The 11,739-nt window shown below is 72.1% G+C and carries 8 protein-coding genes and 1 pseudogene; 6 read left to right on the forward strand and 3 right to left on the reverse strand.

Annotated features, from left to right (window positions below):
- Nucleotides 1-64: 64 nt before the first annotated feature.
- Nucleotides 65-1,972, reverse strand: coding sequence for a translational GTPase TypA (gene typA, locus ABZ354_RS28300; RefSeq protein WP_358661517.1), 1,908 nt, complete (start codon nt 1,970-1,972; stop codon nt 65-67).
- A 270-nt stretch (nt 1,973-2,242) separates the two neighbouring features.
- Nucleotides 2,243-4,549 (reverse strand): ABC transporter family substrate-binding protein, encoded by a 2,307-nt coding sequence (locus tag ABZ354_RS28305; RefSeq protein WP_358661519.1) that lies wholly within the window; start codon nt 4,547-4,549, stop codon nt 2,243-2,245.
- Nucleotides 4,550-4,903: 354 nt separating this feature from the next.
- Between ABZ354_RS28305 and ABZ354_RS28310 the strand changes: the two genes are divergently transcribed.
- From ABZ354_RS28310 to ABZ354_RS28325, 4 genes are read left to right on the forward strand one after another with little or no spacing between them, the layout of a single operon-like run.
- Complete coding sequence (locus tag ABZ354_RS28310) at nt 4,904-5,203, forward strand: hypothetical protein (RefSeq protein ID WP_358661521.1); 300 nt, start codon at nt 4,904-4,906, stop codon at nt 5,201-5,203.
- 19 nt (nt 5,204-5,222) lie between these two features.
- Nucleotides 5,223-6,071 (forward strand): hypothetical protein, encoded by an 849-nt coding sequence (locus ABZ354_RS28315; protein ID WP_358661523.1) that lies wholly within the window; start codon nt 5,223-5,225, stop codon nt 6,069-6,071.
- Nucleotides 6,071-8,059: a fumarate reductase/succinate dehydrogenase flavoprotein subunit gene (locus ABZ354_RS28320; protein WP_358661525.1), complete on the forward strand. Its 1,989-nt coding sequence runs from the start codon at nt 6,071-6,073 to the stop codon at nt 8,057-8,059. Before ABZ354_RS28315 ends, ABZ354_RS28320 begins: the two co-directional genes overlap by 1 nt.
- A complete protein-coding gene (locus ABZ354_RS28325; protein WP_358661527.1) occupies nt 8,056-8,826 on the forward strand; it encodes a succinate dehydrogenase/fumarate reductase iron-sulfur subunit in 771 nt (256 codons plus the stop codon). Before ABZ354_RS28320 ends, ABZ354_RS28325 begins: the two co-directional genes overlap by 4 nt.
- Nucleotides 8,827-8,926: 100 nt before the next feature.
- Here ABZ354_RS28325 and ABZ354_RS28330 read toward each other — a convergent pair whose 3' ends face one another.
- Nucleotides 8,927-10,132 (reverse strand): hypothetical protein, encoded by a 1,206-nt coding sequence (locus ABZ354_RS28330; protein ID WP_358661531.1) that lies wholly within the window; start codon nt 10,130-10,132, stop codon nt 8,927-8,929.
- A 158-nt stretch (nt 10,133-10,290) separates the two neighbouring features.
- Between ABZ354_RS28330 and ABZ354_RS28335 the strand changes: the two genes are divergently transcribed.
- The gene (locus ABZ354_RS28335; RefSeq protein WP_358661533.1) at nt 10,291-11,073 is read left to right on the forward strand and encodes a hypothetical protein; all 783 of its coding nucleotides are present in this window, start codon (nt 10,291-10,293) and stop codon (nt 11,071-11,073) included.
- A gap of 142 nt (nt 11,074-11,215) precedes the next feature.
- Nucleotides 11,216-11,739 (forward strand): annotated as a pseudogene (locus ABZ354_RS28340) (protein phosphatase); the annotation flags it as partial.

Consider the following 11,739-nt stretch of genomic DNA (forward strand, 5'->3'; position numbering starts at 1 on the left):
TACGACGACACCGGGCACCCCGCGGCGAGCGGGGTGCCCGGTGTCGTCGTACGACCGGCGTGTGTCAGCCGTGCTTGGCGCGGCTCGCGGCGCGGGCGCGCTCGCGGGCGTCCAGGTTCACCTTGCGGATGCGGATGGCCTCCGGGGTCACCTCGACGCACTCGTCGTCGCGGCAGAACTCCAGGGACTGCTCCAGCGACAGCTTGCGCGGCGGGACGATCGACTCCGCCACGTCGGCCGTGGACGACCGCATGTTGGTGAGCTTCTTCTCCTTGGTGATGTTGACGTCCATGTCGTCGGAGCGGGAGTTCTCGCCGACGATCATGCCCTCGTACACCTCGGTGCCCGGCTCCACGAACAGCACGCCGCGCTCCTGGAGGTTCGTCATCGCGAACGCGGTGACGGCCCCGGAGCGGTCGGCGACCAGCGAGCCGTTGTTACGGGTCTGCAGCTGGCCGAACCACGGCTCGTGGCCCTCGTGGATGGAGTGCCCGATGCCCGTGCCGCGGGTCTGGGTCAGGAACTCGGTACGGAAGCCGATCAGACCGCGGGACGGCACGACGAACTCCATGCGGACCCAGCCCGAGCCGTGGTTGGACATGTTGTCCATCCGGCCCTTGCGGACGCCCATCAGCTGCGTGACCGCGCCCATGTGCTCCTCGGGCACGTCGATCGTCATGCGCTCGACCGGCTCGTAGACCTTGCCGTCCACGTCCTTCGTGACCACCTGCGGCTTGCCGATGGTCAGCTCGAAGCCCTCCCGGCGCATCGTCTCGACCAGGATGGCCAGCGCCAGCTCGCCGCGGCCCTGAACCTCCCACGCGTCCGGGCGGTCGGTGTCCAGGACACGGAGCGAGACGTTGCCGATGAGCTCGCGGTCCAGCCGGTCCTTGACCTGGCGGGCGGTCACCTTGCGGTCCTTGACGGCCGCCTTCGCGTCGGCGCCCTTGCCGGTGCCGCCGCGGCCGACCAGCGGCGAGGTGTTCGTCCCGATGGTCATCGAGATCGCGGGCTCGTCCACCGTGATCAGCGGCAGCGGGACCGGGTTCTCCGGGTCGGCCAGCGTCTCGCCGATCATGATGTCCGGAATGCCGGCGACGGCGCAGATGTCACCCGGGCCGGCCTTCTCGGCGGCCTTGCGGGTGAGTGCCTCGGTCATCATCAGCTCGGAGATGCGCACGTTCGTCATGGAACCGTCGCGCTTGATCCAGGCCACGGTCTGGCCCTTCTTCAGCTCGCCCTGGTGGACGCGCAGCAGCGCGATACGGCCGAGGAAGTTGTCCGCGTCCAGGTTCGTGACGTGCGCCTGGAGGGGGGCCGTGTCGTCGTACGTCGGCGCCGGGATGTGCTGCAGGATCGTCGAGAAGAACGGCTCCAGGCTGGTGGAGTCGCCCGGGACCGTGCCGTCGGCCGGCTTCGTCAGCGACGCGATGCCGTCACGGCCGCAGGCGTAGACGATCGGGAACTCGATCTGCTCCTCGTCGGCGTCCAGGTCGAGGAAGAGGTCGTACGTCTCGTTGACCACCTCGTCGATACGGGCGTCCGGGCGGTCCGTCTTGTTGATGCACAGGATGATCGGCAGGCGGGCCTGGAGGGCCTTGCGCAGCACGAAGCGGGTCTGCGGGAGCGGGCCCTCGGACGCGTCCACGAGCAGCACGACGCCGTCGACCATCGACAGCCCGCGCTCGACCTCGCCGCCGAAGTCGGCGTGGCCGGGGGTGTCGATGATGTTGATCGTGATCGGGTCCCCGCCGTCCTTCGGGTGATACTTCACCGCGGTGTTCTTGGCGAGGATCGTGATGCCCTTCTCACGCTCCAGGTCGTTCGAGTCCATCATGCGGTCGTCGACGGAATCGAGCTGGTGGGCGGCGAACGCGCCCGCCTGCTTGAGCATCCCGTCGACGATGGTGGTCTTGCCGTGGTCGACGTGGGCGACGATGGCGACATTGCGGATGTCGTGGCGCGTGGCCATATAAGGCGTACTCCCGGAGTGCTGAGGAATGCCCTGCGCGAACGCCAGCGGTGCGCGGGCCCTGCCGGGCTGAACGTGCCTCGGCCTCACCCCATGGTACGGGGCCGCCGCCGCGGGGGCCTGCCGGGTGAGTCCGGCCCGGCTTCACGGGCCTGCGCGCCGGGCCGGCCCCGCCGGGGGCAGCCGCCCCGGGGCCCCGCGTTCCGGCCCGGACGGCCTCACCGCCGAGCGCCGGACGAGCTGCTTTCGCCGGGGTCGTCTCCCGGGCTCTCACTTCTTCAGGAACCCCATGTCCTCGTACACCGGTGTCCCGAAGCCGAAGGCTCCCGCGTTGGCCAGATTGCGGCGGGCCGCCGTGAGCTGGGGACGCTGGTAGAGGGGGATGGAGCCGGCCGCCGCCCAGATGCGGGCGTCGGCCTTGCGGATCAGGGAGCGGGCCTCGTCCTCGTCCAGGGTGGCCGCCGCCTGCTCGAAGAGCTGGTCGACCTGGTCGGTGCCGACGCGGGTGTAGTTCTGCTCGACGCTGAGGGACCCGTCGGCCGCCGCGACCGGCTTGGCGAAGATCGGGCGGGCGTCGGTGGCGGGGAAGGCGGAGGCGGGCCAGGAGTACAGGGCGAGGTCGTACTCGCCGGACGCGACGTGATCCTTGAAGTAGTTCTCGTCGGGCACCTTGGTCACGGCCGCGCGGATGCCGACCCGGTCCAGCATCCGGATGATCCGGTCGGACACGGCCCGCAGGGACTCGGTGCCCGGGCCCGACGGCAGGACGAAGCGGAGGGTGAGTGCCTGGCCGTCCTTGGCGAGCCGGTCGGCCGCGGCGCGGGCGGGGGCGCGGGTGCCCCGGGGGGCGGGGGTGCCCTCGGGGGCGTAGGCACCGGACCTGCTGTGCCGGGCCTGGCGCTCGCCGCCGCCATGGTGCGGCCACCGGTCGCCGGCCTTGTCGTCGCCACGGCCGCCGTCGCGGGTGCCGCGGTCGTCGGTGCCCTTCAGCGTGTCGTTCTTCTTCCCGGCCTCCTCGGCGCCGTCGCTCCCGGCCCCGGCGGCCTTCCCGGCCTTCCCGGCCTTCCCGGCCTTCCCGGCCTTCTCGGCCTTCTCGGCCTTCTCCTGCCTGTCGCTCCCGGCTCCGGCGGCCTTCTCGGCCTTCCGTTTGCTGACGGGGCCGCCACGCACCCAGCCCGCGTCCGCGAGCAGGGCCCGCGCCTCCTCGGTGTCCTGGCCGCCGAGGGCGCCGCTGCCGTCGGCGTAGGCGTCCTGGCCGACGAGCGCGAGGTGGCTGCCGACCGGCTCGGCCGGCAGCCCGAGGGGCTTCAGGACGGCGCGCGCGATGTCCTCGCGGTTCAGGGCGCGGGCCACCGCCCGGCGCACCCGCTCGTCGGCGAGGGGGCCGTCGGCACCGTTGAGGGCGAGCTGTGTGTAGGCGGGCTCCAGCGACTTGCGGACCTCGTAGCCGCGTAGCGCCCGCCGGACGCGTTCCTGCTTCTCGGCCGCCTCACGCAGCTCCTTGCGGGCCTTGGTCTCCCGCTCGGCGGCCGCCTTGTCGGAGCCGTGCGCCACGGCCCAGGACCGCAGGGCCTCGGCGGGGGAGCCGTGCCGGTCGGGGGCGGGCGCGAGGGCGGGGCCGGCGAGCCCGGTCCCGGCGGCGGCCATCAGCGGCGTCCTGGCCGGTTTCGGGCGGGCGGCGACGGTGATGCGGCGGGCCGCGGCGGGGTCGATCTCGGCCAGGTCGACCGTGCCGGCCGTCAGCGCGGCGGTCCGTTCCTTGCGGGGTACGGCGCGCAGCTCGATCCGGGTGAGCTTGGCCGGGTGGCCCCACCAGCGCGGATTGCGGACCAGGGTGATCTTGTCCTTCGCGCGGTCGACCCGCTTCACCGTGAAGGGTCCCGCGGTCACCTTGAGTTTGCGGCGGGCCCCGTCGTTGAAGGCGTCCGCGTTGCCCATGACCTCCTTCGGGTACAGCGGCGAGAACAGCGATTTCCAGTCGGCGTAGGGCCGGTTGAAGGTGACTTTGACCTCCAGGTCGTTGGCGCCGCGCTGGATCTTCTCGATGCGTTCGTACCCGGCGTTGCGGGCGGTCCAGTAGGCGGTGTCCTTTCCGGAGAGGGCGCGCCACTGGGCGACGAAGTCGGGGGCGCCGATCTCGCGGCCGTCGCTCCAGACGGCCTGCTGGTTCAGCTTGTAGAGCACGACCTGCTTCGGCTCGGTCCCGACGATTTCGGCCGACTCCAGGAAGTCGGGGTTCCGCTCGGCCCGGCCGTTCGCGTCCAGCCGGTACATCGACGGCAGGACGGCCTGCGCGATCCGCGAGGTGGTGGAGTCGGCGTCCGACTGGAAGGTGTTCAGGGTGTCGGGCACCGAGTCGACCGCCCAGCGCAGGGTCCCCCCGTCGGCGATCCGGTCGCGGGCGGCGGGCGCGACGTCCTGCGGGGCGAGTGGTCTGTCCGGCCGGTCCTCGGAGGAGCAGGCGGTCAGCAGGGGGACCGCGAGGGCCCCGGCGGTGAGCAGGGCGACCGGGCGCAGCACCGTGCGGCGACCGGGGGTGGGGCGAGACGGCCTGAGTCGGGCGCCGTGGGGGGACATCTCTGCGTACCTCCGGGAAGCCGCGGGTGTGATCACTTTTGGCGGTATATGGAGCTCATCAGATGTATGCGGCCACTGAAGGGGAAAAGGCATCCGCGGCGCGCGGCGACACGGCGGCCCGCGGCCGAACGCCACCCGTCCGGCCGAACGCGGCCGGGGCGCACGGGCGGAGGACCGGCACCCGGCGGACGGCGCCCGGGCGGCCGGCGGGGCGCGGCGAAGGCCGGTCCGCGACGGCGCGCCTCGGCCAATCCGCGCGTGTCCCTTCCCACAGGCCGGTGTGACGCGCGACACTCTCAGGCGCATGAACATTGCCGCCTTGGGTGAACAAACCCGCGGAAGTGAGGGCACGTCATGTCCGTGCATGACGATCTGACATCGGTCCAGCGCTGCCTCGACGACCTGAAGCGGTCCGTGGGGCGCCTGGAGAAGCAGCTGGGCAGTGGCGGTCTCGAGATACGCCGGGTCCGGACCGACACCGAGCACCTGCGCGAGAGCGTCGCCCTCCTGCAGGAGTCGGCGTCCGCCCCGGGCACCCCGGACACACCCCCGCGGCCGGACCTCGTCACGATCTCCGACACGCCGTACGACCGGACGCTGTGGACCGACTCCGACGACGAGGGTCTCGGTGCCCGCGACCGGCACGCTCCCTGACCCCGACCGGAGGCGAGACGTGGCCACTGGGACGGAACCTCCCGCCACAGACCCCCAACCCTCAGGCGGCCGCGTGCGCGGCGGTGTGCGCAGCGGTGCGCGTGCCGCGATCGCCGCCCCGCACCTGCGGACCGACCGCTGGTGGCTGGCGCCCGCCGTCACCGCGGCCGGTCTGCTGGCCTTCATCGTCTACTCGACGTGGCGGGCCTTCGCGAACGCCGACTACTACGCCGCGCCGTACGTCTCGCCGTTCTACTCGCCGTGCCTGGCGGAGAGCTGCGAGCCGATGCGGAGCGGCCCGAACTGGGAGGTCCTCGGCGCCTGGTGGGGCCTGTCCCCCGCCGTCATCATCCTGATCTTCCCGCTCGGCTTCCGGCTGACCTGCTACTACTACCGCAAGGCCTACTACCGGAGCTTCTGGGCGTCCCCGCCGGCCTGCGCGGTGGCCGAGCCGCACACGACGTACACGGGTGAGACCCGCTTCCCGCTGGTGCTGCAGAACATCCACCGGTACTTCTTCTACGCCGCGATCCCCGTCGCCGGAATCCTGACCTACGACACCGTGCTCGCCTTCCGGGACGAGACGTACGCGTGGGGCCACATGGGCCTGGGCTCCCTGGTGTTCCTGGTGAACATCACGCTGATCTGGGCGTACACCCTGTCCTGCCACTCCTGCCGGCACATCGTGGGCGGCAAGCTGAAGCACTTCTCGCGGCATCCGGTGCGCTACCGCATGTGGCAGCTGGTCGGGAAGCTCAACGCCCGGCACATGCAGCTCGCGTGGGCGTCGCTGGTGAGCGTGGCGCTCGCCGACTTCTACGTGTATCTCGTCGCGTCCGGCGTCTTCGACGATCCGAGGTTCTTCTGATGTCCGTGATCGACCGGCAGGAATGGGACGTCGTCGTGGTCGGGGCGGGCGGCGCCGGGCTGCGCGCCGCGATCGAGGCGCGCGAGCGGGGCGCCCGTACGGCCGTGATCTGCAAGTCGCTGTTCGGCAAGGCGCACACCGTGATGGCCGAGGGCGGCATCGCGGCGGCCATGGCCAACACCAACGAGCACGACAACTGGCGGGTCCACTTCCGCGACACGATGCGCGGCGGGAAGTTCCTCAACCAGTGGCGGATGGCCGAGTTGCACGCCCAGGAGGCCCCGGACCGGGTGTGGGAGCTGGAGACCTGGGGAGCCCTGTTCGACCGGACCAGGGACGGCCGGATCTCGCAGCGCAACTTCGGCGGCCACGAGTACCCGCGCCTCGCCCACGTCGGCGACCGCACCGGCCTGGAGCTGATCCGCACCCTGCAGCAGAAGGTCGTCGCGCTCCAGCAGGAGGACTTCCGTGAGACCGGCGACTACGAGTCCCGGCTGAAGGTCTTCCAGGAGTGCACGGTCACCCGCGTCCTGAAGGACGGCGAGCGCGTCTCGGGCGTCTTCGGCTACGAGCGGGAGTCCGGCCGGTTCTTCGTCATCGAGGCACCGGCCGTTGTCCTCGCGACGGGCGGCATCGGCAAGTCCTTCAAGGTGACGTCGAACTCGTGGGAGTACACGGGCGACGGGCACGCGCTGGCCCTGCTGGCCGGGGCTCCCCTGCTGAACATGGAGTTCGTGCAGTTCCACCCGACGGGCATGGTCTGGCCGCCGTCCGTGAAGGGCATCCTCGTCACCGAGTCGGTGCGCGGCGACGGCGGTGTGCTGCGCAACTCCGACGGCGAGCGGTTCATGTTCGGCTACGTCCCGGACGTCTTCAAGGACAAGTACGCCGAGTCCGAGGACGAGGCCGACCGCTGGTACGACGACCCGGACCACCACCGCCGCCCGCCCGAGCTGCTCCCCCGCGACGAGGTCGCGCGGGCCATCAACGCCGAGGTGAAGGAGGGCCGGGGCTCCCCGCACGGCGGCGTCTTCCTGGACGTCTCCACGCGGATGCCCGCCGAGACGATCAAACGGCGGCTGCCGTCGATGTACCACCAGTTCAAGGAGCTGGCCGACGTCGACATCACGGCCGAGCCCATGGAGGTCGGGCCCACCTGCCACTACGTGATGGGCGGCATCGCCGTCGACTCCGACACCGCGGAGGCACGCGGCGTGCCGGGGCTGTACGCGGCGGGCGAGGTCGCCGGCGGCATGCACGGCTCGAACCGCCTCGGCGGCAACTCGCTCTCCGACCTGCTGGTGTTCGGCCGCCGCGCCGGCCGGCACGCGGCCGCGTACGCGGCGGGCCCGGCCGGGACCGCCCGCCCCCGGGTGGCCGCGGAGGAGACCGACGCGGCGGCGGCCGAGGCGCTGCGGCCGTTCTCGGCGCCGGACCGGGGGACCGAGTCGGGCCGGGAGACGGGACCGGCCGGGGAACACACACCGGAGAACCCGTACACCCTGCACCAGGAGCTCCAGCAGACCATGAACGACCTGGTCGGCATCATCCGCCGCCAGGGCGAGATGGAGGACGCGCTGCGGAGGCTGGCGGCGCTGGGCGAACGGGCCCGGCGCGTGGGCGTCGAGGGGCACCGGCAGTTCAACCCGGGCTGGCATCTCGCCCTGGACCTGCGGAACATGCTGCTGGTCAGCGAGTGCGTGGCGCGGGCGGCGCTGGAGCGCACCGAGTCCCGCGGCGGGCACACCCGCGAGGACCATCCGTCCATGGACCGCGCCTGGCGCGCGGTCAATCTGCTGTGCACGCTCACGGACGGGCCGGCGGGCGCGGGGGCCGGCCGGGCGAGCGGCGGGCCGGCGGGGGACCCGCTCCCCGGCCGGATCTCCCTCACCCGCGAGACGACCGAGCCCGTCCGCCCGGATCTGCTGGCCCTCTTCGAGAAGGAGGAGCTGGCCAAGTACCTGGCCGAGGAGGAGCTGGACGTATGAGCGGCTACGAGGCCCGATTCCGGGTGTGGCGGGGCGACACGGACGGCGGCGGCCTGGCGGACTTCTCCGTCGAGGTGAACGAGGGCGAGGTGGTCCTCGACATCGTCCACCGCCTGCAGGCCACCCAGGCGCCCGATCTCGCGGTCCGCTGGAACTGCAAGGCGGGCAAGTGCGGTTCGTGCTCGGCGGAGGTCAACGGACGGCCGCGGCTGCTGTGCATGACGCGCATGTCCGTCTTCGACCGGGCCGAGACGGTCACGATCACCCCGCTGCGCGCGTTCCCGGTGATCCGCGATCTGGTGACGGACGTCGGCTTCAACTACGACAAGGCCCGGGAGGTTCCGGCGTTCGTCCCGCCCGCCGGGGTCGCCCCGGGCGAGTACCGGATGATGCAGGAGGACGTGGACCGCTCGCAGGAGTTCCGCAAGTGCATCGAGTGTTTCCTGTGCCAGGACACCTGCCACGTGGTGCGCGACCACGAGGAGAACAAGCCGGCCTTCGCGGGCCCGCGGTTCCTGATGCGGGTGGCCGAGCTGGACATGCATCCGCTGGACGCGGCGGCCGAGTCCGGGCTGGACCGCAAGAGGACGGCCCAGGACGAACACGGCCTCGGCTACTGCAACATCACCAAGTGCTGCACGGAGGTCTGCCCCGAAGGCATCAAGATCACGGACAACGCGCTGATCCCCCTGAAGGAACGGGCCGTGGACCGCGCGTACGACCCGCTGGTCTGGCTGGGCTCGAAGATCCGGCGCCGGTCCTCCTAGAGGGCGGAGCTGGGCCCGGCCCAGGGATGAGCCGGGCCCAGAGCCACCGGGCCCAGAGCAAGCCGCGCCCGGAGCGAGCCGGGCCCAGAGCCAGCGGGGCCTAGAGCGAGCCGGGATCGGGCACCCAGCCCTCCCGGTACGCCGCCCAGTCCTCCTCCGTCGCCGCGAAGTCGACGTACAGCGCGACACCGAAGCGGGCGCGGTCCCGGTCGGTGCGGGACAGCCCGAGGCGTACGCCCCGTACGGCGGCGGACACGGTCTCGGCGTGCGCCCAGTGACCGAAGCGGTTCTCGTGGTAGAAGGGCAGCCCCATCAGCAGATCCGTCGAGGGCGGGGTGGCCTCCAGGGCCAGCGCGGTCTGCTGCGCCACGTAACCGCCGTAGGTGCCCTGCAGCGGCTGCATCGTGTCGTACGACATCACCGCGATCTGGTCGACGCGGCGCGCCACCTGACCGAAGAACGCCTGCGACCACCACTTCGGGTGCCCGGCGACCGTCCCCCAGAAGGAGTGGAACCCCGGCAGCGGGTCGATCTGGTGCGCGGCGACGGAGAGCGGGACGCCCCGGGCGCGGGTCTCGCGGTGCAGGGCGTCGAGAAGGGTCAGATAGTGCCGGTCGCCGGAGTGCAACGGCTCCAGATCGAAGTGCACCCCGTCGAAGCCGGCGTCCAGGATCTGCCGGGTGGAACCGAGCACGGCGGCACGGGTCCCGGCCCGCTCAAGGCGCATGCCGTCGGGGGTCTCGGTGGCGAGCACGTCCCCGAGCCAGGCCTGCACACGGATACCGGGCAGTTCCCGGTGCACGGCCCCGACGAGCCGGCTCGCGCGCGGATACAGCGACTCGGGCAGCGTCCCGTCGTGCTCCAGCGGCCCCGCGTGGACGTACAGGTCCCGGATACCGGTCCCCTTCAGCCGCCGCGCCAGCGCCTCGATGTCGGCGTCCTTCTTGCGCCCGTCGACCCAGGCGTGCCCCAGCCAGATGGCGTCACGCTCCCGGGTGTACGTGCCCTCACCCGGATCCCCCAGGTAGTTCACCCGCAGCGCGGCCTCCGCGACGAGGAGCGGGAGGAGGACGACGAGGACCACGGCCAGGACGACTCGCCTCGCCCGGCGCAGGCGGCGACCGGGCCGAGCGGTCGTGGCGGCGGCGCCGGTGCCGGTGCCGGTACCGCTGTCGACATCGGTACCCGTACCGGTGCCGGTGGCCGCGTGGGGGGCCTCCGCGTCCGGGGCCCCCGCGTCGTCCGGGGCCACGGTGTCCTGTCGCTGCCCATCGGTCTCCCGCTCCCCCTGTTCGGTCGGTTCCACGGCCGTCCCCTCCCCCGGCGCCCCGCCCGGGGCGCCCTCACCACGACTCCGGCCCCCGGTCGCGAAGCCGCGTCGGTGCTCATACGCTCCGCACTGTGACGCCTTCCTGCAGCCGGGGCCCGGCGCGGCGCGCTTCCTCCGCGCACAAAGGTGTGCGGGTGGGACACGCCGTGCTGGGCGGTACGGCCGGAATCGTGTGGCTGGTGTTGCCGGTGATGACGAGCGGCGAAGCCGTTCCGGTTGCGATCAAGGACGGCGAGGCCACGGCCACGAACGCGCCCGCGCACCCGGCCGCGTCCCCGCGCAAGAGCCAGAAGGAGCGGCAGAAGCAGCAGGACGAGACGCCGGGCCAGGAGCTGGTCCTCCCGCTCGCCGTGCTGGGCGCGACGGCGGCCCTCGCCGGGTACGGATCCGTACGCCGCACCCGCCGGGCCCGCACCCGTACGACGCCCGGCGGCGCGCCGGACGCCCCCGAGGGCCCCGTCGCGCAGGCGGACGTACCGGTGTCGTCCGTGGTACGACGCGTCGCCGCCCTGACAGCGGCGGAGGAACTGCTCCCGGCGGCCCTCGCGGACGCGCAGGCGGAACTGCCGGCGGCCGACGAGACCCTGGCCGCCGTACGGGACGGCGTCACGAGCGGGGATCTCGCCCCCGTGGACGCCCTGCGCCGCGTCGTGCGGGCCTGCGTACCGCTCGGAGCAGGGCGCACCGGGCCCGCCCTCGTGTCGGCCGCGCTGCTGGTGGCGCGCGAGGCCGTGTCCGACGTGGACGATTTCGTCGCGGCGCACGAAGACGCCGTCGACGGGGCTGCCCGCACCCGCCTGGCGGAGGCCCGGCGCCTCCTCGCCTCGTCCGAGCCGAGCGACCTGGTGGCCGCCGACACGCTCGCCCACGAGGCCCGCGCCCTGGCGGAACAGGACGTACGGCGAACCGCTTTGTAGTGGTTCGGTGACAGTCCCGGGGCTTTCCCCCAGCCCTTTCCTAGAATGACGGTTCGGATTCGGCGCGACCTCACGAGGGCCACAGGGCGGACAGGCTGGTCCGACACGGGCAGGCACGGACAGACGGGGCTTGGGGGACAACGTGCTCACACCGGAGAAGATCCCGCAGTTCACGGGTGATCTGGCGCAGTTGGAGAAGGACTACGCGGGCCTGAAGAAGGACGCGGGGAATCTCCGCGACGCGGGTGCCGATGTCCACTCCCGGTTCCAGGGCCTGTCCGCGTACTACCACGCCCCGGAGGCGGAGCGGCTTTTCGCCACCACGAAGCCGGTGAAGGATCGTGCGGACGGTTTCGCGGACGATCTGGAGACGGTGTCCTCGGCCCTGTCGTCGTATGCGACGGAGGTCCAGCCGCTGGTCGCGAAGCTCAAGCAGCTCAAGATTGACGCCGCGGCGTTCGTCGAGTCGGTGAAGGACGACGACGAGTGGGAGTACGACGGGGACAAGGTCGACGAGCACAATCAGCTGCGTGATGACGTCACGGCGACGGTTGCCGCTTTCTGGGCGGCTGAGCGGACGTGTCACAACAAGATCACTGCGTTGTGGGGCGGGACGCAGATGGTCGCGGGGGACGGTTCGGACCGTAAGGACCAGTACGGGTTCTC

The sequence above is a fragment of the Streptomyces sp. NPDC005925 genome (genome assembly GCF_040638805.1).
In the GTDB taxonomy this organism is placed as follows: Bacteria; Actinomycetota; Actinomycetes; order Streptomycetales; family Streptomycetaceae; genus Streptomyces.

Bases quoted from the DNA above. Each gene is read 5' to 3' on its own strand.
- typA (WP_358661517.1), bottom strand. From the start codon at position 1,972: ATGGCCACGCGCCACGACATCCGCAATGTCGCCATCGTCGCCCACGTC.
- ABZ354_RS28305 (WP_358661519.1), bottom strand. From the start codon at position 4,549: ATGTCCCCCCACGGCGCCCGACTCAGGCCGTCTCGCCCCACCCCCGGT.
- ABZ354_RS28310 (WP_358661521.1), top strand. From the start codon at position 4,904: ATGTCCGTGCATGACGATCTGACATCGGTCCAGCGCTGCCTCGACGAC.
- ABZ354_RS28320 (WP_358661525.1), top strand. From the start codon at position 6,071: ATGTCCGTGATCGACCGGCAGGAATGGGACGTCGTCGTGGTCGGGGCG.
- ABZ354_RS28325 (WP_358661527.1), top strand. From the start codon at position 8,056: ATGAGCGGCTACGAGGCCCGATTCCGGGTGTGGCGGGGCGACACGGAC.